Origin of the sequence: Nitrospirillum amazonense (genome assembly GCF_029594735.1) — a bacterium.
Taxonomy (GTDB): domain Bacteria; phylum Pseudomonadota; class Alphaproteobacteria; order Azospirillales; family Azospirillaceae; genus Nitrospirillum; species Nitrospirillum amazonense.
On sequence record NZ_JARPAF010000002.1, the window covers coordinates 472,924 to 495,596 of the forward strand.

26 protein-coding genes are annotated in these 22,673 nt (G+C 67.8%); 8 read left to right on the forward strand and 18 right to left on the reverse strand.

The features are described from left to right. Positions 1-261: 261 nt before the first annotated feature. The 4 genes from P5F91_RS08290 to P5F91_RS08305 all read left to right on the forward strand — a co-directional run bounded on the left by P5F91_RS08290 (position 262) and on the right by P5F91_RS08305 (position 2,727). Entirely contained in the window at positions 262-1,194 is a 933-nt protein-coding gene (locus P5F91_RS08290; RefSeq protein ID WP_088870617.1) for a thioredoxin family protein, read from the forward strand. A gap of 25 nt (positions 1,195-1,219) precedes the next feature. Beyond that, the gene (locus P5F91_RS08295; protein ID WP_277906992.1) at positions 1,220-1,885 is read left to right on the forward strand and encodes an LON peptidase substrate-binding domain-containing protein; all 666 of its coding nucleotides are present in this window, start codon (positions 1,220-1,222) and stop codon (positions 1,883-1,885) included. 204 nt (positions 1,886-2,089) lie between these two features. Further along, a complete protein-coding gene (locus P5F91_RS08300) occupies positions 2,090-2,275 on the forward strand; it encodes a Trm112 family protein (protein ID WP_040845462.1) in 186 nt (61 codons plus the stop codon). 11 nt (positions 2,276-2,286) lie between these two features. Further along, positions 2,287-2,727, forward strand: coding sequence for a gamma-butyrobetaine hydroxylase family protein (locus tag P5F91_RS08305; protein ID WP_145610709.1), 441 nt, complete (start codon positions 2,287-2,289; stop codon positions 2,725-2,727). Between the two features lie 153 nt (positions 2,728-2,880). On the opposite strand, the gene P5F91_RS08310 is transcribed toward P5F91_RS08305, so the two are convergent. After that, on the reverse strand, positions 2,881-3,516 hold the full coding sequence (locus tag P5F91_RS08310; RefSeq protein WP_145610708.1) for a MarC family protein: 636 nt from the start codon (positions 3,514-3,516) through the stop codon (positions 2,881-2,883). A gap of 265 nt (positions 3,517-3,781) precedes the next feature. Between P5F91_RS08310 and P5F91_RS08315 the strand changes: the two genes are divergently transcribed. Beyond that, positions 3,782-4,486, forward strand: coding sequence for a CoA transferase subunit A (locus P5F91_RS08315; RefSeq protein ID WP_145610707.1), 705 nt, complete (start codon positions 3,782-3,784; stop codon positions 4,484-4,486). A 12-nt stretch (positions 4,487-4,498) separates the two neighbouring features. After that, a complete protein-coding gene (locus tag P5F91_RS08320; protein ID WP_145610706.1) occupies positions 4,499-5,164 on the forward strand; it encodes a 3-oxoacid CoA-transferase subunit B in 666 nt (221 codons plus the stop codon). A gap of 187 nt (positions 5,165-5,351) precedes the next feature. On the opposite strand, the gene P5F91_RS08325 is transcribed toward P5F91_RS08320, so the two are convergent. The 7 genes from P5F91_RS08325 to P5F91_RS08355 all read right to left on the reverse strand — a co-directional run bounded on the left by P5F91_RS08325 (position 5,352) and on the right by P5F91_RS08355 (position 8,611). Then, positions 5,352-6,188, reverse strand: a complete 837-nt coding sequence (locus tag P5F91_RS08325; RefSeq protein ID WP_186454742.1) for a substrate-binding periplasmic protein — start codon at positions 6,186-6,188, stop codon at positions 5,352-5,354. A 107-nt stretch (positions 6,189-6,295) separates the two neighbouring features. After that, positions 6,296-6,511 (reverse strand): hypothetical protein, encoded by a 216-nt coding sequence (locus P5F91_RS08330; protein WP_040845461.1) that lies wholly within the window; start codon positions 6,509-6,511, stop codon positions 6,296-6,298. Positions 6,512-6,525: 14 nt separating this feature from the next. Continuing rightward, a complete protein-coding gene (locus tag P5F91_RS08335) occupies positions 6,526-6,762 on the reverse strand; it encodes a hypothetical protein (protein WP_138918615.1) in 237 nt (78 codons plus the stop codon). A 221-nt stretch (positions 6,763-6,983) separates the two neighbouring features. Beyond that, the gene (gene pspC, locus P5F91_RS08340) at positions 6,984-7,520 is read right to left on the reverse strand and encodes an envelope stress response membrane protein PspC (RefSeq protein WP_145610704.1); all 537 of its coding nucleotides are present in this window, start codon (positions 7,518-7,520) and stop codon (positions 6,984-6,986) included. Beyond that, positions 7,517-7,747 carry an envelope stress response membrane protein PspB gene (pspB, locus tag P5F91_RS08345; RefSeq protein ID WP_040845458.1) on the reverse strand — a complete coding sequence of 77 codons (231 nt, stop codon included), beginning with the start codon at positions 7,745-7,747 and terminating at the stop codon, positions 7,517-7,519. The genes pspC and pspB overlap by 4 nt, the downstream gene beginning before the upstream one ends. A gap of 7 nt (positions 7,748-7,754) precedes the next feature. Beyond that, entirely contained in the window at positions 7,755-8,426 is a 672-nt protein-coding gene (gene pspA / locus P5F91_RS08350; protein ID WP_004272574.1) for a phage shock protein PspA, read from the reverse strand. A gap of 14 nt (positions 8,427-8,440) precedes the next feature. Continuing rightward, complete coding sequence (locus P5F91_RS08355; protein WP_157999463.1) at positions 8,441-8,611, reverse strand: hypothetical protein; 171 nt, start codon at positions 8,609-8,611, stop codon at positions 8,441-8,443. A 247-nt stretch (positions 8,612-8,858) separates the two neighbouring features. Here P5F91_RS08355 and pspF point away from each other — a divergent pair, with 247 nt between their 5' ends. Both pspF and P5F91_RS08365 read left to right on the forward strand, forming a co-directional pair. Next, positions 8,859-9,935 (forward strand): phage shock protein operon transcriptional activator, encoded by a 1,077-nt coding sequence (gene pspF, locus P5F91_RS08360; protein WP_277906993.1) that lies wholly within the window; start codon positions 8,859-8,861, stop codon positions 9,933-9,935. A gap of 302 nt (positions 9,936-10,237) precedes the next feature. After that, positions 10,238-12,526 (forward strand): transglycosylase domain-containing protein, encoded by a 2,289-nt coding sequence (locus P5F91_RS08365; RefSeq protein WP_246134381.1) that lies wholly within the window; start codon positions 10,238-10,240, stop codon positions 12,524-12,526. Positions 12,527-12,578: 52 nt separating this feature from the next. Here the strand turns inward: P5F91_RS08365 and P5F91_RS08370 are convergent, their stop codons facing one another. The 10 genes from P5F91_RS08370 to meaB form a co-directional block, all read right to left on the reverse strand. Then, positions 12,579-14,297 carry an acyl-CoA dehydrogenase family protein gene (locus P5F91_RS08370; RefSeq protein ID WP_145610702.1) on the reverse strand — a complete coding sequence of 573 codons (1,719 nt, stop codon included), beginning with the start codon at positions 14,295-14,297 and terminating at the stop codon, positions 12,579-12,581. Between the two features lie 184 nt (positions 14,298-14,481). Then, entirely contained in the window at positions 14,482-15,141 is a 660-nt protein-coding gene (locus tag P5F91_RS08375; protein WP_186454741.1) for a MarC family protein, read from the reverse strand. A 93-nt stretch (positions 15,142-15,234) separates the two neighbouring features. Beyond that, the gene (ltaE, locus tag P5F91_RS08380; RefSeq protein ID WP_277906995.1) at positions 15,235-16,245 is read right to left on the reverse strand and encodes a low-specificity L-threonine aldolase; all 1,011 of its coding nucleotides are present in this window, start codon (positions 16,243-16,245) and stop codon (positions 15,235-15,237) included. A 97-nt stretch (positions 16,246-16,342) separates the two neighbouring features. Next, entirely contained in the window at positions 16,343-16,525 is a 183-nt protein-coding gene (locus P5F91_RS08385) for a hypothetical protein (RefSeq protein WP_145610699.1), read from the reverse strand. 57 nt (positions 16,526-16,582) lie between these two features. Continuing rightward, on the reverse strand, positions 16,583-18,190 hold the full coding sequence (locus P5F91_RS08390) for a lysine--tRNA ligase (RefSeq protein ID WP_277906996.1): 1,608 nt from the start codon (positions 18,188-18,190) through the stop codon (positions 16,583-16,585). A gap of 106 nt (positions 18,191-18,296) precedes the next feature. Further along, on the reverse strand, positions 18,297-19,559 hold the full coding sequence (tgt, locus tag P5F91_RS08395) for a tRNA guanosine(34) transglycosylase Tgt (RefSeq protein WP_145610697.1): 1,263 nt from the start codon (positions 19,557-19,559) through the stop codon (positions 18,297-18,299). A gap of 56 nt (positions 19,560-19,615) precedes the next feature. Continuing rightward, on the reverse strand, positions 19,616-20,404 hold the full coding sequence (locus tag P5F91_RS08400) for a queuosine precursor transporter (protein ID WP_145610696.1): 789 nt from the start codon (positions 20,402-20,404) through the stop codon (positions 19,616-19,618). A gap of 146 nt (positions 20,405-20,550) precedes the next feature. Further along, on the reverse strand, positions 20,551-20,847 hold the full coding sequence (gene rpmB / locus P5F91_RS08405) for a 50S ribosomal protein L28 (protein WP_145610695.1): 297 nt from the start codon (positions 20,845-20,847) through the stop codon (positions 20,551-20,553). Between the two features lie 259 nt (positions 20,848-21,106). Continuing rightward, entirely contained in the window at positions 21,107-21,598 is a 492-nt protein-coding gene (locus tag P5F91_RS08410; protein ID WP_145610694.1) for a DUF6265 family protein, read from the reverse strand. 2 nt (positions 21,599-21,600) lie between these two features. Continuing rightward, complete coding sequence (meaB, locus tag P5F91_RS08415; protein ID WP_145610693.1) at positions 21,601-22,614, reverse strand: methylmalonyl Co-A mutase-associated GTPase MeaB; 1,014 nt, start codon at positions 22,612-22,614, stop codon at positions 21,601-21,603. Positions 22,615-22,673 lie beyond the last annotated feature (59 nt).

The window sequence follows — 22,673 nt, forward strand, 5'->3', positions numbered from 1 at the left end:
GTGAGCGCGGATAATATGCAGGTGCGGATCGAATGCAAGCGCTTTTTTCAGGGAAAAATCGGGTGTCTTTTTTCCCCGCGCGGGGGCGGCTATAAGGGACCGGTCACCCGCCCCGACGGCGCGTGGGGCGCGCGTGCCCCTTGCGGCGGCGGCCCGGCGGGCTCATTTCAGGGACCTATGCGCGGGGCCCCCCATGCCGTGCCCAGGTGGGCGGCGGCTGGTGGAAGCCGGCTCTGCGGCTGAGAAGGGATATACGAGGCCATGCAGTTTCCGACCAACGCCGCCCCCGGTGGCAACGCCCCGGTGGACAAGTCCGACCTGATCAAGGACGGCAGCGACCGCACCTTCATGGCCGACGTCATCGAAGCCTCACGCGAGGTGCCGGTGATCGTGGACTTCTGGGCGCCGTGGTGCGGCCCCTGCAAGACCCTGGGCCCCATCATCGAAAAGGCTGTGCTGGCCGCCAAGGGGGCGGTGAAGCTGGTCAAGATCGACACCGACCAGAACCCGGCCATTGCCGGCCAGCTGCGCATCCAGTCCATTCCGGCCGTCTATGCCTTCTTCCAGGGCCGGCCGGTGGACGGCTTCACCGGCGCCCTGCCTGAAAGCCAGGTGAAGCAGTTCATCGACCGCCTGGTGCAGGCCGCGGGCGGCGTGCCCGGCGCCGCCGACATCGCCGCCGTGCTGGAGGAGGCGGGCCAGCTGCTGGAGTCGGGCGACGCCCAGACGGCGGCCGCCCTCTATAATGAGGTGCTGGGTGAGGAGCCGGAGAACGCCGCGGCCTACGCCGGCCTGATCCGCTGCCTGCTGGCCGCCGACCAGGCGGACACCGCGCAGGAGATGCTGGACCAGGCGCCGGCGGCCCTGGCCAAGGCGCCGGAGATCGTGGCCCTGCGCACCCAGATGGACCTGGCCCGCCAGGCGGCGGACATGGGCCCGGTGGGCGATCTGGAGCGCGCGGTGGCGGCCGACGCCGACAACCACCAGGCCCGCTATGACTTGGCCCTGGCCCTCTATGCCGGCGGCCAGCAGGAGGCGGCGGTGGACCACCTGCTGGACATCGTGAAGCGCGACCGCGAATGGAACGAGCAGGCGGCCCGCAAGCAGTTGGTGAAGTTCTTCGAAGCCTTGGGCTTCAAGCACCCGCTGGCCATCGCGGGGCGGCGCAAGCTCTCGTCCATCCTGTTCGCCTAAGTGATTTCGCTGTCGTAACGAAGTGATGAGCCCCTTCGCCCCCACCTTCGAGCAGCTGCCGGCCAGCATCCCCGTCTTTCCCCTGACGGGGGTGCTGCTGCTGCCCCGGGCCCGCCTGCCGCTCAATGTGTTCGAGCCGCGCTACCTGGCCATGGTCCAGGACAGCCTGGCCGGTGACCGGCTGATCGGCATGATCCAGCCGGTGGAACCGGGAACGGAAACGGACAGCAGCATTGATCCGCCGCTGGCCGGCGTAGGCTGTTGCGGCCGGCTGACAGCCTTCGCCGAGACCGACGACGGCCGCTATCTCATCACCCTGTCCGGCCTTTGCCGCTTCCGCATCCGGGAAGAGGTGTCGACTATGCGAGGCTACCGCCGCGTCATGGCCGACTGGTCGCCCTTCGCCGGCGACTTCGTCGCCCCGGCCGATGGCGGCTTCGACCGGGCCGGCCTGATGGCGGCGCTGAGGCCCTATTTCACCCGGCGGTCGCTGACGGTGAACTGGCAGGCGCTTGAGACGGCGTCGGATGAACAGCTGGTCGCCACCATCGCCATGCTGTGCCCTTTCACACCGGCCGAGAAGCAGGCCCTGCTGGAGGCACCGGATTTCATCGGTCGCGCGTCGATGCTGCTGGCGTTGGTGCAGATGGCGGTGCATGAATCGGCGGACGGCGATGCCGCGCGGCATTGATACTACGGGCATGTGATCGTAACCGCTCAAATGCCCCCTCAAGCGCCGGCGCCGGCATCCGCCGGCTTGGCTTCCTCGCTCCGCGCCCCCTTTTCTGTATAAGAGAGGGTGCTCGCTACGGCGGATGCGGTCGCATCCGATAGCGGGATGAGGCAAAATCTCATACCGCTGCTATGACTTCCTTTTTCGCAAGGTTTTGCCGCCATGTCCGATACCGCCAAGGTCGATCCCAAGCTGTTGGAGATCCTGGTCTGCCCCCTGACCAAGGGGCCGCTCAGCTACGACGCCCAGCGCCAGGAACTGGTGAGCCAGCAGGCGCGCCTGGCCTATCCCATCCGCGACGGCATCCCCATCATGCTGGTGGACGAGGCCCGGTCTCTCGACGACTGAGGCTGACAGTCATGACCCAGGAAAACTTCGCGACCGACGCCCACGGCACCCAGCATTGGCCGACCGAGATCCGCTACAAGCGGGCGGAGCGTGAACTGGTCATCACCTTCGACAACGGTGCCCGCGCCACCCTGCCGGCCGAGTACCTGCGGGTGGAAAGCCCGTCGGCCGAGGTGCAGGGCCACAGCCCGGATCAGAAGCAGACGGTGCCGGGCAAGCGCACCGTCGCGGTGGCGGAGCTGGAGCCCATCGGCAACTACGCCGTCCGCCTGATCTTCGACGACGGCCACGACACCGGCATCTTCTCCTGGAAATACCTGTACGAGCTGGGCATGGAGTACGACGAGCGCTGGGCCCGCTATCTATCCGAGCTGGAGGCCCAGGGCCTCAACCGCGACACCGCCCCCCACCGCCACGGCCCCAGCTGCGGCTCCGGTGGGGGCTGCGGCTGAAGCAGGCGGCCTACCTCCGCCCAAACACACCCTTGGAGCGCCACGGAGCGCAGCGACAAGGCCGCGACCGCGGCCGCCGCAGCATTTTGGGGAGCGCAGCGGACCGAAATGTGAGGAAGCCGAGCCGCCGGATGGCGGCGCTGGCGCCTGAAGCTAACTCGTATGAATCAAGCCGCTCGCCAAAATTCCGTCGATCACGAATTGGCAGGCCAGGGCGGATAGCAGGATGCCCAGCACGCGGTTCAGCACGGTGATGCCGGTACGGCCCAGGATGCGGCTGACCTTGGTGGCGAAAATCAGCACGAACAGGGTCAGGGCCAGGATGCCGGCCAGGACGCCCAGCACCACGGCCTGCTTGGCCAGGTCGCCGTGGGCGCGGCCCATGAACAGCACGATGGTGGTCATGGTGCCGGGGCCGCTGATCAGCGGGATGGCCAGGGGGAAGACGGAGATGTCGGCGCGGTGGCGCGCCTCTTCCCGCTCATCCGCCGTGGCGGTGCGCACGCCGCTTTCGCGGGCGAAGACCATGTCGATGGCCACCAGCATCAGCAGCACGCCGCCGGCGATGCGGAAGGCGGCGAAGCCGATGCCCAGAGCCCGCAGCAACAGGTCGCCGGCGAAGGCGAAGAAGAACAGGATCAGGGCCGCGATCACCGTGCCCTTGATGGCCATGCGCCGGCGGTAGCGCTGGTCCATGCCGGCCGTCAGGCCCACGAACATGGGGCCCAGCCCGACGGGATCGATGGTGACGAACAGGGCGACGGCGGTGGTGAGGATGAGGTCCAGCACGGGAGGACGGGCCTGAGGAAAAGGGGTAGGCCGTGGGAGGCAGGACCCAGGGGTCGCGGGCGTCCCGGCAGACCCCTCAGGGTCTAGCGCGTTGGGGCGCCTGCTGCAAGCGGCGGCTGGCAAGGGGCAGGGCTGCCGAAGTTGAAGGGTCGTTCAAGTTGACTTAACCCCCATCGGGGCCGTAAGCAATGCTGCGGTGCATAGTGCCCGGGAGAGGGGCAGGCACCGGAAATCCAAACATCCTAGGGGGCCGTCCGGAGACACGATGAGCAAGAAGGTCTACCCCGACGCCGTAACCGCCCTGGCCGGGCTGTTGCGCAACGACATCACCGTCATGGCCGGCGGCTTCGGCCTGTGCGGCATCCCGGAAAACCTGATCGAGGCCATCCGCCTCTCGGGCGTGACCGGGCTCACGGTCGTCTCCAACAACGCCGGTGTTGATGGCTTCGGCCTGGGCGTGCTGTTGGAAACCAAGCAGATCAAGAAGATGATCAGCAGCTACGTGGGTGAGAACAAGCTGTTCGCCCAGCAGTACCTGTCCGGTGAGCTTGAGCTGGAATTCAACCCGCAGGGCACCTTGGCCGAGCGCATCCGCGCCGGCGGCGCCGGCATCCCCGCCTTCTTCACCAAGACGGGCGTGGGCACGCTGGTGGCCGAGGGCAAGGAGCTGCGCGAGTTCGACGGCGAGACCTATGTGATGGAGCGCGGCATCGTCGCCGACCTGTCCATCGTCAAGGCCTGGAAGGGCGATACCGAGGGCAACCTCGTCTATCGCAAGACGGCGCGGAACTTCAACCCGATGATGGCCACGGCCGGCAAGGTGACGGTGGTCGAGGTCGAGGAGCTGGTGGAACCGGGCAGCTTCGACCCCGACCACATCCACACCCCCGGCATCTTCGTCCAGCGCATCATCAAGGGCGCCAAGTTCGAAAAGCGCATCGAGCAGCGCACCACCCGTCCGCGCGCGTGAAGGAGCTGACCTATGGCATGGACCCGTGAGGACATCGCCGCCCGCGCTGCGAAAGAGCTGCGCGACGGTTTCTACGTCAACCTGGGCATCGGCATCCCGACGCTGGTGGCCAACTACATCCCCGACGGCGTGCACGTCACGCTGCAGAGCGAGAACGGCATGCTGGGCATGGGCCCCTTTCCCTATGAGGGGGAGGAGGATCCGGACCTGATCAACGCCGGCAAGCAGACCATCACCGAACTGCCCTACAGCAGCTTCTTCAGCTCCGCCGACAGCTTCGCCATGATCCGTGGCGGCCATATCGACCTGTCCGTGCTGGGCGCCATGCAGGTGGCGGCCAATGGCGATCTCGCCAACTGGATGATCCCGGGCAAGATGGTCAAAGGCATGGGTGGCGCCATGGACCTGGTGGCCGGCGTCAAGAAGGTGGTCGTGGTGATGGAACACTGCGCCGTCGACAAGAAGACCGGCGCGTTGGAGCCCAAGATCCTCAAGGCCTGCACCCTGCCGCTGACCGGCACCAAGGTGGTGGACATGATCATCACCGACCTGGGCGTCTTCCAGGTCGACAAGGAAGGCGGCAGCGGCCTGACCCTGGCCGAGGTCGCCCCCGGCGTGACGGTGGACGAGATCCGCCAGAAGACTGAGGCGGAGTTCAAGGTGGGGCCGGGCCTCTAAGACGTCGACTTGTCGCTTGATGGGCAGCGGGCCGTCCCCTCGGGGGCGGCCCGTTTGTTATTCTATAGGCCCCGCTGGAGGCCCCGCTGGGGCCGCCGGAGCTCTCCAGGGAGCGCAAGCGGACCGGAAAGCGAGGATCAGCCCAGCCAGCGGATGCCGGCGCCCGGCGCTTGAGGGCTGGAAAGACTCAGCTCGCCGCCCGCCCGGTGGCGGCCAGGCGCAGGCGGGTTAGCGTGCCGTCGGCCCGCATGGCCTCGATGGCTGCGTCCAGCGTTTCCATGGCCAAGGGCGACCGGGGGGCGTTGGCGCAGCGTTCCTCATGATCGCCCACCGTCTGGGGCAGGACGGTCAGCGCCCGGGCCCAGGTCTTGTCCACCGTCTGACGGTAGTCGGCCTCCAGGTCGGTGGTCAGGATGGCGTCCACCCGCTGGTTGCGCAGCTTCAGGAAATTGCTTTCTGCGGACGGCGCGTCCTCCCGCTGCCAGGTGCCGTCGATGAAGGCCGCCTCCACCTCGCGCGGGTAGCGGAAACCCAGGATGGCACCGATGGGCCGCCCGGCCAGGTCGCCCAGGGTGCGCAAGCGCTCGCTGTCGGCCCGGCGGACGACCAGCACGCTGTGGCTGACCAGGATGGGGGGTGAGAAGCGGGTGATGGCCACCTTGGGCAGCCAATCGGGACTGTAACCGCAGGCCAGGTCGATCAGGCCGTCGGCCAGGTCGGCCTCCAGGCGGTTGCGGGGGACCAGGCGATAGAGGGGCTTGAAGCCCGTGCGCCGGGCGATCTCGTCGCCAATGGCCTTGATCAGGCCGCCGGCCACTTCGCCGTTCCGCAGGTCCACCAGGGGCGGCTGTTCCGTTTCCAGGATGCCGAAGACCAGGGCGGCGGGCAGGCCGGTGGGGGATTGGCCAGTGAGGGATTGGCCGGTGGGGGATTGGGCGCCGGCGTCATCGGAAAACAACGCCGCCAAGCCGGCCACAGCGGCCGTGATCAGCAAGACAGCCCCGGCAAGGGTGGGTCGCGGCACGGGGGCTGGGTGTCCTATCGCGGGGAAGATGACGATCTTCCCATCTAAGGCCCCGCCGCGGTGCCGTTCAAGCGCGCCGTGGCGGGGCGAAGGGATAGGAGAAAGGGTCAGGCGCGGGCGCGCCAGCCGGGGGATTCGGCGTCCAGCAGGCGTTCCAGCTGTTGCACCCGCTGCTCCAGCCGATCAGCGCGGGCCAGCAGGTCGCCGGCGGCATGATCCGACAGGCCCTGGGCCTGCAGCTCGCGCGCGCGGATCATGTAACGGGTCACCAGGGCCACGATGGGGATCATCAGGGCGGCGAGGGGGATCAGCAGGGGGGACATGGGGCTTCGTCCTATCAGCGCTGGGCCAGCTGGCTCAGCTTGCGGTTGAGGTCGAATTCGGGGCTGGTGACGTGCCGCTCCATCTGGGTCACGCGGCGCTCCAGATCATCATAGCAGCGGAAGCGCTGGTCCTGCTGGCCGCGGCGCGCCTGGGCCATGGCCTCGATATCCTGCAGCTTCTGCATCGCCCGCAAGACGATGGCCACGATGGGGATGCACAGCGCCAAGAGGGGGACGAGTATCGGCGACATGGGGAAGGCCACCTGCTAAGGGTCGTGTGACGGGTAAACCTGGGGCGTCGACGGGACCGGGCCGGTCCCGTCAGGCCACGCAATCTTAGATTATTTTGTGCCTGGTGACAGGCCCTGGCAACCATTGGGATGGGCTGCCGCAATAAACGGCCGGGGTGGCCGCCGCCGGGGAAGGGGACCGAAGGGGCCTTCCCCGCATTCCCCCGTGCACACCTGGAGACCTACTTCTCCAGGTCCTTGAACTGCCGCCGCAGGTCGAACTCGCGAGAGGCGACGGCGGTCTCCATGGCGCCGATCTCGCGATCCAGGTCGCGGAACTTGGCGCGCAGGCCGGCCAGGGTCTGGTCGGGGCGGGTGGTGACTGACCGCCAGAACACCTCTTCCTCGTTGCTGCCGTACAGCCCCTGGGGCTGCGGCTTCAGCACGACGGCCAGCACGATGTAGGCGATGATCGTGGCCGGGAAGAAGAACACCAAGCCCAGAACCATGCCCAGCCGCACCAGCCAGGCGTCAACGCTGAAGTAGTCGGCGACGCCGGCGCAGACACCAGCCACCTTGCCGGCGCGGGGGTTGCGATACAGGCGGTGGGGGTTGGGGCTGCCGAAGGTGCCGCCGCCCCCGTAGGTGCCGCCTTGGGCACCGGCGGCGGGGTTGGTCCAGCGGCTGCCGCCGCCATACCCGCCCGAACCGCCACCGGAGGTTCCGCCGGGGGGCCGCCGCCCGGGGAAGGGCGGCGGGTTAGAGCCTCTACCAGTCATTGCCGTGCCCTCCAGCCCGGGGCCTCCGCATCCAGGATCTTCTCCAGCTGCTGGATGCGGCTGTCCATTTCAGTGGCGCTGTGCCACAGGTCCGACAGCATGCGCTCGTCATCGACCGACAGTGTCTTGGCGACCCGCCATTTGGTCACATAGTGGGCGATGATCCACACCGGCGCCACGATGACCATGAAGATGATGGGTACGGCGACAAGTGCGTCCAGGTCCATGGACAGATTACCCCTGGTTCTTGGTCGCCAGCTTGGCCTTCAGGGCCTGCAGCTCGGATTCGACCTTGTCGTTGTTCTCCAGCTCGGCGATCTCGTCCGCCAGGCTGCGTTTGCGTCCCATGTCCAGGACTTCCGCCTTGCCTTCCAGGACATCCAGGTTGCGCTCGATCTGGTCGAAACGCGAGAAGGCGTCCGTGATGCGGTCGTCATGAAGCTGGGTCTTGACCTTCAGACGCGCCGTGGCGGTCTTCTGGCGGGCGACGATGGCGCGTTCCCGCGTCTTGGCGTCCTGCAGCTTGGCCTGCAACTGGCCGATATCGTCGTTGGTCTTCGCCAGGGCCTCATCCAGGCGGCCCAGGTCGGTCGTCAGGCCGTCGGCGGCTTCGGCGATCTTGGCGCGGGCCATCAGGGCGCCCTTGGCCAGGTCCTCACGGTCCTTGGACAGGGCCAGCTCGGCCTTACGCTGCCATTCCTCGGCCTCGCGGCGGAGTTCGACCAGGCGGCGCTCGATCTCCTTCTTCTCCGCCACGGTCTTCACCGCGGAGGAACGAACCTCGACCAGCGTGTCTTCCATTTCCTGGATGACCAGACGGATGATCTTCTCCGGGTCCTCGGCGCGATCCAGGATGGCGTTCAGGTTGGAATTGATGATGTCGCTGAGGCGCGAAAAGATGCCCATGAGTCAGGTCTCCTTCAGGCAAGGGCGATGAAAAGGTTGCTCAACACGGTGGCGACCGCAAGGATGATCCAAGCTTCAGCCGGCACGGCGCGGAAATCGTCCGCCAACATGGCCAGTTGGCTCTGGGCCCGGCTGGCGAAGAAGCCGGCATCGCCGGCCTTGTCGTGGATCGTGTGGTCGGTCATCGCTGCATTCCCCTTCGATGAGTTCCTTGCATTCGATCGTGTGTCCCTACATCAGCAAGGGGCGTGCCAATTGTATCTGGCGAGTGTAAGATATTGAAAATAAACAAAACACACCAGACGGCGCTCTGGGCGGAGCCGGGCGACTTATCCAAATCCACGATTATGTGGCGAATTTCGCCAACCGGTGCCATGATCGGCCAGAACGCCCCCCTTACGCGGTAGTTTCCGCCCCGCGAGCGAATCACCCATGGCCTCCTCCGCTACCCCGCCGTCCCTGGTCGGCCAGGCCGCGTCCTTCCTGCAGCTGATGGAGCATGTGTCGCGGGCGGCGCCGCTGAACCGCCCGACGCTGGTGATCGGTGAACGCGGCACGGGCAAGGAACTGGTGGCCGCCCGCCTGCACTACCTGTCGTCCCGCTGGGACAAGCCCTTCATCAAGCTGAACTGCGCCGCCTTGTCCGAGACGCTGCTGGAGACGGAGCTGTTCGGGCATGAGCAGGGCGCCTTCACCGGTGCCGCCAAGCGCCATGTCGGCCGCTTCGAACTGGCCGACGGCGGCACCCTGTTCCTGGACGAGATCGCGACCAGTTCCGCCTCGGTGCAGGAGAAGATCCTGCGGGTCATCGAGTATGGCGAGTTCGAGCGCGTGGGCGGCACCCAGACGGTGTCGGTGGACGTGCGCGTGGTGGGCGCCACCAACGCCGACCTGCCCAGGATGGCCATGGCCGGGAAGTTCCGCGCCGACCTGCTGGACCGCCTGTCCTTCGACGTGGTGACCATCCCCCCCTTGCGGGCGCGGGCCGACGACATCCCCATGCTGGTCGACCATTTCGGCATCGCCATGGCGCGCGAACTGGGGCGGCCTTTCTTTCCCGGCTTCGCGCCCAAGGCCATGAGCCAACTGCTAGCCTATCCCTGGCCGGGCAACATCCGCGAACTGAAGAACGTGGTGGAGCGGGCGGTCTATCGCGCGCAGGGGGCGGAGCGGCCCATCGACGAGGTCATCTTCGATCCCTTCGATTCCCCCTTCCGCCCCGTGGCCATGCCTGGCGATCGGCGCGCCGGCCCGGCACCGGCGGAAGCGGAGTCCGAGGCGGCACCCACCTCCTCCACCGCGCCCGGCCCCGCCACGACGGCGCCGAGTGGTCCCTGCAACTTCCTGGAGCAGGTGGCGGATTTTGAAAAGGCGCTGCTGCGCGCGGCGCTGGAGCGCAACCAGTTCCACCAGAAACGCGCCGCCGCCGACCTGGGCTTGAACTACCATCAGTTCCGCGGCTACCTGCGCAAATATGAATTGCTGGACCGCCGCAGCGCCGCGGAGTGATCTGGATTTTTGATTTGGGAGGCGACTGCGTCCGCCCCGCGCTTGAGGGGCCATGTAAAACATGCGACCAAACGCCGCCCTGAAAACGCCCTTTTTGCCCTCTACCGCTGGATCAGGGCCGATGGGGCCGCCCGCACCACCGGGCGGACGCAGCGCCTGGGGATGGCGAAGGGATAAGAGGTCAGGGTTGACCAGCCGGCGCTTTCCGCAGGGTCACCCATCCCCTAGATAGGGCCTGTCACCGCCTGCCTTTTCCCCGATGACCGGCGCTCCCAAAGGGACGCCTTAGTTGAGTCGCCGCCTTGAGCCCTGACGACACCGACACCTCGCTGCGTGCCTTCCGCCCCGTGGGCAGCCAGCCGGCGCCGCGCCGCAAGCCCACCGCCCCGGCCAAGGCCGCCACCCCCCGTGTGGCGCCACGTCCGCGCCCCGATGAGGGGGACGGTGGTGCCGGTGGCGGCAATGGTGGTGGCGGACAGCCGCCGCGCCGTCGTCCGCCGCCCGGCCGGCGCCCGGCGCCCAAACGCCGCTCCGGCGGTCCGCGCATGCCGTGGTGGCTGAAGACGCTGGTGGTGCTGGGCATCTGGGGCGTCATGGTCCTGGCCGGCGTCGTGGCCTATTTCGCCTACGACCTGCCGGAAATCAGCCAGGTTGCGCAGTTCCAGCGCCGCCCGGCGGTCACCGTGCTGGCGGCCGACGGCAGCAAGCTGGCCCGCTTCGGCGACATGCGCGGCGAGACGCTGGAGGTGTCGGAGATCTCGCCGGACCTGGTCCACGCCGTCCTGGCGGTGGAGGATCGGCGCTTCTACAGTCATTTCGGTGTCGATCCAATCGGCATCGCCCGTGCCGCCTGGACCGATTACCGTACCGGCCACATGCGCCAGGGCGCCTCCACCATCACCCAGCAGCTGGCGCGCAACCTGTTCCTGTCGCCGGCCAAGACCATGCGCCGCAAGGTGCAGGAGGCCATGCTGGCCCTGATGCTGGAGCACCGCTACACCAAGGACCAGATCCTGGGCGCCTACCTGAACCGGGTCTATCTTGGCTCCGGCACCTACGGCGTGGACGCGGCGGCGCGCACTTATTTCGACAAGTCGGCGACCGAGGTGAACCTGCGGGAGGCGGCGATCATCGCCGGCCTGCTGAAGGCGCCCTCCAAATACTCGCCCAGCGCCAACAACGAACGGGCCGAGCAGCGCATGGCCGTGGTGCTGGCCACCATGGTGGACGCCGGCTACATCACGGTGGAACAGGCCAAGGCGGTGGTGAACCAGCCGGCCCAGCCGCGCGCCAACCCCTCGGTGGAAGGCGACGGCCGCTACTTCGCCGCCTGGGTGGCGGACCAGGTCAACGCCTTCATCGGTCCCAACCATGGCGACCTGGTGGTGCACACCACTTATGACGCCAAGATGCAGCGCGCCGCCACGGCGCATGTGGCGGAGATCCTGAACGGCCCTGGCGCCGCCGCCAACGTCCACCAGGCCGCCGTGGTCATCATGGCGCCCGATGGGGCGGTGAAGGCCATGGTGGGTGGGCGCGATTACGACGAAAGCCAGTTCAACCGCGCCACCCAGGCCCTGCGCCAGCCCGGTTCCTCCTTCAAGCCCTTCGTCTATCTGGCGGCGCTGGAGGCGGGCCGCACGCCGGACGATTTGATCCTGGACGCCCCCTACAAGCGCGGCAAGTGGGAGCCCAAGAACTACGAGCCCGGTTACATGGGTGAGATTCCGCTGCGCACGGCGCTGGCCCACTCGGTCAACACGGCCACCATCCGCCTGCTGGAGAGCGTGGGCATCGACCGGGCCATCGCCGTCGCCCGCCGCCTGGGCATCACGGCACCGCTGCGGCGCGACCTGTCGCTGGCCCTGGGCACCAGCGAGGTGACGCCCCTGGAGCTGACGGGCGCCTACACCGCCATCGCCAATGGCGGCCGCGCCGTCTTCCCCTACGGCATCACCGAGATCCGCGACGCCGACGACAGCGTGCTGTACCAGCGCAAGGGCAGCGGCGCCGGCTATGCCATCGCCGCGGCGGAGGATGCCAACCTGGTGCGCATGATGATGGGCGTGGTGCAGGTGGGCACGGGCAAATCGGCCCAGCTGGCCGACCGCCCCATCGCCGGCAAGACCGGCACCACCCAGGACTATCGCGACGCCTGGTTCATGGGCTTCACCGCCGATTACGTGACCGGCGTGTGGCTGGGCAACGACGATGGCGACGAGATGAAGCGCATCACCGGCGGCACCCTGCCGGCCAAGCTGTGGAAGGCCATCATGACCGACCTGGAGCAGGGCCTGCCCGTGCGCGACCTGATTCCGCTGCAGCCCGCCGCCGTTCAGGACCAGGCCCCCGACGGCCCGGCCGTGCCGCCCCTGCCCACGGTGGAAACCGTGCCCCTGGACGGGGCCCCCACCGCCGCCGCCACGCCAGCCCCCGGTGTCCCAACGGTCGACACCACCGGTCAGGTCAAGCCTGAGGCGGTGCAGAAGGAAGAGGACCAGGACGACGACAAGGACGTCCCCGACCAGACCCCGTCCAACAAGCCCGACCCCATCGGCGACTTGCTGAACAAGCTGAAGAAAGAGCAGTAGTTTTGGGGTTCCTCAGGCGCCGGCGGCGCATCCGCGCCTTGGCGGGCGCTTCTCACCCCACCGGCTGATACAGGATCACATCCTCGAACGCCGCCAGGGCCGGCTCCATCTCCGTGGCGATGGGGTTGTGGTGGGCCAGGACGCGGTTGGCGAAGCGGTTGGCCACCAGCATCTTGCGGCTGTCGCCCAGCTTCAGGTCGGCCACCGCCTCCTCGCACAGCAGGGCTGTGGCCAGGGTGTCGGACAACAGGTCCAGCAGGCGCCGGCCGTGGCGGGGCGCCTGGTCCGGGTTGCGGCGCAGGTGGGACAGGGCGGCCCGGCATTCCTCCAGGGCGCCTTCCAACAACCCGGCGGTATCGCCCGCCTGCGGGGGCAGGTCGGATAGGGCGGCCCCCACGCGGCCGAGGAAGATCTGGTCGCCGGGCCGCTTGCCCGCCACCAGGCGCAGCAGCTCCAGCGCCTGGATGTTGGCCGGCCCCTCCCACACGGCGGTCACCAGGCAATCGCGGTACAGCCGGGCAGTGGGGAATTCCTCGGTGTAGCCGTTGCCACCCACCATCTCGACAGCATTGCGGCAGGCCTTCACCGCCTGGTCGGCGGTACGGTACTTGGCCAGCGCCGTCACCAGGCGCAGCCAATCGCCGCCCTGTTCCGGATCGCTGTCCCCCGTCGCCAGGGCGTCGAAGGCGAACACCGACTCGAAGGACAGCGCCACCGCCGCCTCCAGTTCCATCTGCATGTCCAGCAGCTGGTCCTGCACCATGGGGTAATGGATGACGGTCTGGCCGAAGGCGGCGCGGTGCGCCGACCATCCCAGGGATTCGACGAAGGCGCGGCGCAACAGGCCGGCGGAGGCGACGGCGTTGTGAATGCGGCTGTACTCCAGGGCGGCCATCATGACCTTCAGCCCCTCGCCCGGTCCCGCCACCTCGAAAGCGGTGGCGCCATTGAGGTCCAACTCCGCCGTGGCCAGGCCGCGTGTGCCCACCTTTTCCTTCAGGCGGCGGACGCTGTAGGCGTTGGGGCGTCCCTCCTCCAGGTGGCTGGGCACCAGATAGCAGCCCAGGCCCCTGCCTCCTCTCAATAGGCTCCCCGCAGGCGCGCCATCGGGACGGGCGGTGGCCAGGGCCAGGCCGGAGCCCGCGTTGCTGGTGAACCATTTCAGCCCGTGCAGGGCCCAGCCTTCGTCCGTCTTCACGGCGCGCGTGGTGGTGGCGCCCACATCCGATCCGCCGTGCAACTCCGTCGCCCAGGTACCGCCGGACAGCGCCTGGCCGTCCATCCGGGTCAGTTGCGGCAGGAAGCGCTTCCGCAGGTCCTCGGGCGCCACGGTGTTCAGCACATGCGCCACCGCGCCCGTCATGGTGACAGGGCAATGGATGGACACGTCCGCCTGGCTCAGCAGATAGCCCATGGTGAAGCAGGCCAAGTGCCGGCCCGATGCGCCCTTCTGATAGGGCAGGCCGACGGCACCCCGGGCATAGGCCTCGGCATGGCAGGCCACGTAGCGGGGGTTGAAGACGATATGGCCGGGTTGAGGGCCATTGGGACCGTAGGGCTGGGGCACGTGCTGTGGGTTGGCGTAGCGGTCGGTGTATTCCGCCTGCTCATCCAGCGGGCCGCCGGCCCAGGCGCCGAAATCGGCCAACCGATCCTCATGCCGCTGCAATTCCTCCGACGCGCGCCGTTCCAGCAGGCGCTGCAGGTTGATGTCGGCGATGTACAGGTTGGTGCCCCGGGCGGTGGGGGGAACCTCATCCGGCTCGATCATGGAGTTTTCCCTTGTTCCCTCAGGCGCCGGGCGGCCACATCCGTGGCCTTGGCTATCCTCGCATTTCAGTCCACTGCGTTCCCCGAAATGCTCCGGCGGACGCGGTCGCGTCCTAGGCCCGAGACGTGGCCTCGGGCCGTGGCGCCAGTCAGGCAGTGTGCGCCATGGCGGCGATGAGGGGAAGTCAGCCGCCGCCGGCCAGGCCGGGAAACAGGTTGCGTAGGCCGGTGGCGATGGTTTCCACCGCGACCGAGGCCAGCAGCAGGCCGAACAGGCGGCTCATGATGTTCAGGCCGATCTGGCCCAGGCGGTTGCCAATGGGGCCGGCCAGACGCAGGGACCCCCACAGCAACAGGCAGACAAAGACGATGCAGCCGATGATCAGGCCCCCGTGGATGGGGCCGTGGCCCTTCTGCATCTGGATGATGACGGCGGTGATGGCGCCGGGGCCGGCCAGCAGGGGCAGGCCCAAGGGCACCACGCCGATGGCGCTGCGTCCCTCCGCCTCGCTGGCCTCACCCTCCGTCTGCTTCATGGCGGAAACGTTGGCGTTCAGCATGGACAGGGCGATGAGCAGCAGCACCAGGCCGCCGCCCACGCGGAAGCTGTCCAGGCTGGTGCCCAGCAGGCGCAACACCAGGTCGCCCACCAGGGCCGAGACGATCAGGACGGTGGCCACGGTCAGCACCGCCTGCTGGGCGATCAGGTTACGCTCCCGCTGGCTGCGGCCCTCGGTCAATCCCAGGAAGATGGGGATGGCGGCGAAAGGGGTCAGAATGGCGAACAGCGCGATGACGAACTTGCTGTATTCCTGCCACGACGCCACGAACGATGATAAATCCAAGGCCACCCCCGCACCACACCCGCGCCCAGTCGCGGCTTGGGGGCAGAGTAGCGTTGGCGGTGGCGGCGCTTCAACCGCTCAGCGTGCGGTTCCTCAACGGAAAAACGCCGCCACGGTCTCCAGCGCCGCGTCCACGGCGGCACCATCCACGTCCAGGTGGGTCACCCAGCGCTGCATGCCGTAGGTGCTGGTGACGGCGACGCCGTGGGCCTTCAGGTGGGCATTGAAGGCGTCGGCCACGTCGGCCGCCACGGCCACGAACAGGATGTTGGTGTCGGGCGGGGTGACAGTCAGGGCGGGGAAGGCCGAGAGACCCCCGGCCAGGCGGCGGGCGTTGGCGTGGTCATCGGCCAGCCGGCCGACGTTGTGCTCCAGGGCATAGAGGCCGGCGGCGGCCAGGATGCCCACCTGGCGCAGGCCGCCGCCCAGCATCTTACGGACGCGCCGGGCGCGCGTGATGAGGTCGCCCTCGCCCACCAGCACGCTGCCCACCGGCGCACCCAGGCCCTTGGACAGGCAGACGGATACGGTGTCGAAGCCGGCCGCCACCTCGGCCGCCGGCACGTCCAGGGCCGTGGCGGCGTTGAACACGCGGGCACCATCCAGGTGGGTGGCCAAGCCGTGGCGGCGGGCCAGGGCGACGGCGTCCTTCATGTAGGACAGGGGCAGGGCGCGGCCGCCCAGCGTGTTCTCCAGCGCCAGCAATCGGGTTCGGGCGAAGTGCGGGTCGTCCGGCTTGATGGCGGCCTGGATGTCGGCCAGGGCCAGGGTGCCGTCGGCCTGGTAGGCGATGGGCTGGGGCTGGATGCTGCCCAGCACGGCGGCCCCGCCCGCTTCCCAGCGATAGCAATGGGCCATCTGGCCCACGATGTACTCATCGCCCCGGCCGCAATGGGCCATCAGCGCCGCCAGGTTGGACTGGGTGCCCGACGGCAGGTACAGGCCCGCCGCCTTGCCCAGCATCGCCGCCGCCGTCTCCTCCAGCCGCTTCACCGTCGGATCGTCGCCGAACACGTCGTCGCCCACCTCGGCATCCGCCATGGCCTGCCGCATGGCGGGCGAGGGACGGGTGACGGTGTCGCTGCGGAAGTCGTAGCGGATCATGGGAAAGGTCCTTTCAGGCGAAGTCAGCCAACGGCGCGGCGATCTTTACCACAGAAGGACGGAGACGGGATCGGAGAGGCGGCGCGTCAAATGGCCGTCAGCCGTTATCGCGTCGGCGGGCCCGGGCGATGCCCTCGGCAATAATCTCTTCCACGTTGCGGGTAGAAAAGAGGCCGGCATCCGCCTCATCCGCACCAAGCTTGATGGCGGCACGGAGCGCTTCCAGTTCCGACTGCTCCGACGGGGCGGGAGCATCTTGCGTGTCGATGCGCTGGGTCATGCCGAATTATATGCGGGCGGGAACGGCTTTTGTCCATTCCCGCCCGTGACAGGCTTCTTACTTGATGCCGTCGCCCAGCGCTTGGTCGATCAGGGCCTTGGTCTCGGCGACACCGTAGAGGGCGATGAAGCTGCCCATGCGGGGGCCGGTGCTCTGGCCCAGCAGCACCTCGTAGAGGGTCAGGAACCAGGCGCGCAGCTCGGGGAAGGGATGGCGCTTGCCGATCTCATAGACCTCGTTCTGCAGGGACTCGGCATTGGTGAGATCATCGGCCGGCCACCGGGCCAGGGCCGCCCGCAGTTCCTCCAGGGCCGCACGCTCCACATCGGTGGGGGCGCGGTAGACCTTGGTGGGCTTCACGCGGTCCTGGTAATAGGCGACGGCGTAGCCCACCAGCCGGTCCAGGAAGGGGCTGTTGGCGGGGGTGGCGGCCGGGGCGTAGCGGCTGATGAAGCCCCACATCACGTCCGCGTTCTCGGCGTTCGCGGCACCGGCCAGATTCAACAGGATGCCGAAGGACAGGTTGGTCTTCAGCTGGTCCGCAGCGGCGGCCCACGCCGGCACCTGGCCGTTGTGGATGTGCCAGGCCGGGTTCTCCAGCGCCTTGGCCGGCTCCTCGCTCTTCAGCTTGTCGACGAAGGTCAGATAGTCGTCGACGGCGCGCGGAATGACGTCGAAGAACAGCTTCTTGGCCGCCCGCGGCTTCTGGAACATGTAGAGGGCCAGGCTTTCCGGCGGGGCGTAGCGCAGCCACTCCTCCATCGTCAGGCCATTGCCCTTGGACTTGCTGATCTTCTGGCCCTTGTCGTCCAGGAACAGCTCGTAATTGAAGCCCTCGGGCGGCTGGGCGCCCAGGATGCGGCAGATCTTGCTGGCCAGCTCGACGGAGGGGATCAGGTCCTTGCCCGCCATCTCATAATCGACGCCCAGCGCGAACCAGCGCATGCCCCAGTCGGGCTTCCACTGCAGCTTCACATGGCCGCCGGTGACGGGGGTCTCGACTTTCTTGCCGTCCTCATCCTCGAACACCACGGTGCCGGCATCCGGGTTGATCTCCAGCATCGGCACCTGCAGCACGCGGCCGGTGCTGGGGCTGATGGGCAGGAAGGGGCTGTAGGTCGCCCGGCGTTCCTCGCCCAGGGTCGGCAGCATCACGCCCATGATCTCGTCATAGTGGCGCAGCACGGCCAGCAGGGCGTGATCGAAGCGGCCCGAGGTGTACCAGTCGGTGCTGCTCTGGAATTCGTACTCGAAGCCGTAGCTGTCCAGGAAGGCGCGCAGGCGGGCGTTGTTGTGGTGGCCGAAGCTCTCATGCGTACCGAACGGGTCCGGCACCTTGGTCAGCGGCTTGCCCAAATGCTCAGCCACCATCTCCCGGTTGGGGATGTTGTCCGGGACCTTGCGCAGGCCATCCATGTCGTCGGAGAAGGCGAACAGGCGGGTGGGCACGCCCGGCGCCAGCCGCTGGAAGGCCTGGCGCACCATGGTGGTGCGGGCCACCTCGCCGAAGGTGCCGATGTGGGGCAAGCCCGAGGGGCCGTAGCCGGTCTCGAACAGGACGTAGCCTTTGGGCGGGGCCTTGTCGCCGTAGCGCGCGACCAGCTTGCGCGCCTCCTCAAACGGCCAAGCCTTCGCCTCGCGTGCCAGTTCCTGTTCCGTCGCCATCGCGGTCACTCACGTCAATTCGGATGTGGAAAACGCCCGGCTCCACACCAGTGCCGAGTCGGGCTCGGCACCCTAGGCGCTGCCAGGAATACGGTCAATCCGGGGTCTAGGCGGCCCCGCCCTGCGCTGCCGGTTCCCCCTCGCCATTTTCTTGCTCCTGGGGATCGTACACCCAGCGCTGGCGCGCCTCGGGCAGGGTGCCGGTGGCGATGGCCTCGCGCACGTCGCGCAGCAGGCGGTTCATGGTGGCGACGTTGTGGATGGACAGCAGCTGCATGGCCAGCAACTCACCCGCCTTCAGCAGGTGGTGGATGTAGGCGCGGCTGAAATTGCTGCAGGCGTAGCAGTCGCAGGCCGGATCGATGGGCAGCGGATCCTCGCGGAAGCGGGAATTGCGCATGTTCAGCCGCTCTCCCTTCGCCTTGGGCGCCAGGGCCCAGCCGTGACGGGCGATGCGGGTGGGGCTGACGCAGTCGAAGGTGTCGATGCCCTGGACCACGCCGGCGAAGATGTCGCGGATGCCACCGATGCCCAGCAGATGCACCGGCCGGTCGGGATGGGTGTGGGGCATGGTCATGGCCACCACCTCATCCATCTGCGCGGTGTTGGCGCCCAGGCTGCCGCCCACGGCGGTGCCGAAGAAGGGGCGGTCCTTGGTGTATGTCGCGCTTTCCTTGCGCAGGTCCTCATACACCCCGCCCTGGATGATGCCGTACAGGGCCTGGGGCAGGCCGTTGTAGCTCATGCCCCCGCCCTTGGCGAATTCCTTCAAGGACCGATCGCCCCAGCGGTGGCTCAGCGCCATGGACTTGGCGGTATAGGCGCGGTCGACATGGAAGGGCGTGCATTCGTCGAACTGCACGATCAGGTCGGCGCCCAGCTTGCGCTGGATGTCGATGGACAGCTCAGGCGACAGGAACAGCTTCTCGCCGTTCATGTAGCTGCGGAAGGTGGCGCCCTTCTCGCTGATCTTCAGCAGGGTGGTGTCGCGCGTCTGGGTGCGCCGGCCCTTGATCTCGTCCGCCACCGAGCCGTGGCCCATGGAGAAAATCTGGAAGCCGCCCGAATCGGTGAGCATGGGGCCGTCCCAGCCCATGAAGCGGTGCAGGCCGCCCATCTTGGCGACGATGTCCGCACCGGGCTGGATCATCAGGTGATAGGTGTTGGACAGGATGATGTCCGTCTTCTCCGCCCGCATCTGCTGCGGCGTGACACCTTTGATGGACGCCTTGGTGCCGCAGAAGATGAAGTTGGGGGTGGAGATGGTGCCGTGCGGCGTCGTCAGCCGGCCCAGGCGCGCCCGGCTGTCGGGGGCCTTGTGGGTGATCTCGAACGAGAACCCGGGGTATGAGGTCGGCAGGTCGGACATGGGGACGGACTCTGAAACAAAAGGGATGAGGGGAAACAAAAGGGATGAAGGGCCGGTCAGGCGGTCGCCTTGGCTGGCAGGTGCGGTTTCAGCGCGCGGCGCGACAGGTACATGAACGGCGTGTCCAGCAGGCTGGCGGCCACCCGCATCAGATAGGTGCCCAGGATGTAGGTGAACACCAGCGCGTGCCAGTCCACCGGCGTCTCGGCGAAGACGCGCCAGGCCAGCAGGCTGAAGACGGTGTTGTCGATCAGCGCCGATACCATGGTGGAACCGTTGTTGCGCAGCCACAGGTGCCGCTGCCCCGTGGCGCCCCGGATCTTCTGATAGATCCAGACGTCGCACAGCTGGCTGGCCAGGTATGAGGCCATGCCGGACAGGAACAGCGCCGGGGCCGGCAGGAACAATGCGGCCAGATGGTCTTGCGTCGACAGCGCCCAGGCCATGTCATCGCCCGCCTGTTCCGCCGTCATGGGGCGGAAACCCAGGGTGATCAGCATCATCAGCGTGAACAGCAAATAGCCCGCGAAGCTGAGATAGATGCCGCGCCGCGCAGCATTCCGACCGTAATGCTCGGTCAGGATGTCGGTGGCGAGATAGGTGGAGCTGAACAGGATCGTGCCCATGGCCACGGGGTGTTCATAGAAGGGGAATTGAACCGCCTTCAACACCTCGACGTTGGCGCCGATGATGGCGACGATGATGTAGATGTAGAGGCCGGACTGTCCGAACAGCCGGGCAAGCGCCAGGATGGCGCTGAAACAGAACAGCATCTGGCCCACCAGCAGTGCGGCTGGCGGCAGGCCGTTCAGGAAATCGACGAGAGCGGCGGGCGAGAGCGTCATGGATGTGAGGCCCCAGCCCGCAGGCAAGGCGATCGTCACGCAGGGAATGCTTGATAGGCCGCGGGCGGACCCGTCTAACCGCATTCCCTCACAAGGATCGGGGCGGCACCCATGGAGCCGCCCCATTCCCGGAAGGCGTGCGATGCTTAGGCGGCGGCCTTGGCGGCCAGGACCTTGGCGATGCGGCGCTTCACGCGGCGCGCATCCAGCGACAGCTCGCTGTCCTTCATGTCCAGCAGGGCGCTGTCCAGGCCGCCCTTGTGCTCGATCGTGCGGATGCCCTTGGTGGACAGGCGCAGACGGACCATGGTGCCCAGCGCGTCGCTCAGCAGCGAGGTCTCCTGGAGGTTGGGCAGGAAACGCCGGCGGGTCTTGTTGTTGGCATGGCTAACGTTGTTGCCGAACTGCAGACCTTTGCCGGTCACATCGCACTTGCGGGCCATTGGAGCACCTTCACGGAATAACAAGAATGACAACCCCGGGCGCACACCGCTCCGGAGGGAAGCGGCGATATAACCGAAGGGGCGGCGGAGAGTCAAGGGCGCCCCTGGAGAATTCAGGGGCCAGTCGTCGGCATCCCTGCCATGGCCTGATGGAGAATCAGGCGTAGAACAGGGGCCGGCGACCATGGGCGCCACTGATGACCAGTCGGCATGCGGGAGTCAATGCTCGGCCGCTTTTTCTTGGGGTTATTCGCTGGACTCAATCTCCCGTCCGGGACATCTCCAGATCGACGCGGTGCGGCTTGCCCTTGTGGATGAACTCACCGACGAAGCTCAGCCTGTCCTTGGTGCGGGCATAGGTGATGCGCTCGCCAGCGTGGCCGCCCACGCCCTCGAACACCACGTCGCCGGGGCCGCACCGGGTGGCGGTGAAGGTGACCGGTGTCATCTTGTCCTCCCACGCCCGGGCCAGCGTGCCGTCGAAGTGGCGCATGCGCAGCGTCACCTTGCCATCGGTCAGCGACAGGCTCAGCGCTTCCACGAAATGGGGCGTGCCGTCCTTGGCCGTCTCCCACGCGCTGCCGGCCAAGGCGCCGCCGGGCAGCAGCACCCAGCGCTCCTCCCCCGCCGTGTCAACGGCGGTGTTGCCCCAGGCGCCCTGCAGCCAATGCAGGCCTTCCAGGCTGCAATCCTCCGCCCAGGCGGGGGTGGACACCAATAGGGACAGCAGGGCGATGGCGGGGCGGCGCATACTCATTCCTCACGGCGGAATTGGGCAAGCAGGCTGCGGGCGGCCATGGCGGGCGTCCGGGTTCCGGCCGTCACCGCCGATTCGGCGTCCCGCAGCTGGTCGCGCACGGCCGGGTCATGGGTGAAGGCCGACAGCAGGTTTTCACGGATCTCGTTCCACATCCAGGCGCGTGCCTGATCCGCCCGGCGCCCCTCCAGCCGACCGCTGGCGGCCTGCGCGTCGCGGAACCGCCCTATGGTGTCCCACACTCCGTCCACGCCCGTTCCGGTGATGGCGGAACAGCTCAGCACCGGCACGGTCCAGTCCGGCGTGGCTGGCCGCAGCAACGCCAGGGCATGGCGGTACTCGGCCACCGCATGACGGGCCTGGGCCACCAGGTCGCCGTCCGCCTTGTTCACCACCACCAGGTCGGCCAGTTCCACGATGCCCTTCTTCAAGCCCTGCAACTCATCGCCGCCGGCCGGCAGCAGCAGCAGCAGGAACAGGTCGACCATGTCGGCCACCGCCGTTTCCGATTGGCCTACCCCCACCGTCTCCACCACGATGACGTCAAAGCCGGCGGCCTCACACAGCAGCATGGCCTCGCGCGTGCGCCGGGCGACGCCGCCCAGGGTGCTGCCGGCGGGTGAGGGGCGGATGAAGGCCGCCGGATCGCGCGACAGCCGCTCCATGCGGGTCTTGTCGCCCAGGATGGAGCCGCCGGTGCGCTGGCTGGACGGGTCGATGGCCAGCACCGCCACCTTGTGGCCCCGACCGATGACGTGCAGGCCGAAGGCCTCGATGAAGGTGGACTTGCCCACGCCCGGCACGCCGGTGATGCCCACCCGCACCGACCGTCCGGCATGGGGCAGCAGCCGGGCCAGCAGGGCGTCGGCCTGGGCGCGATGGTCGGCGCGGGTCGATTCGATCAGGGTGATGGCCCGCGCCAGGGCCCGCCGGTCCCCCGCCAGCAGCGGTTCCGCCAAGCCAGTCGGATCAGCAGGCGACTCGGGGTGCAGGGGGGTATCGGCGATCATGACGCAGCCGGCCTCAGGCAAAGGGTCCTTCGACGGTCCATACCCCAGAACTTTGGTCC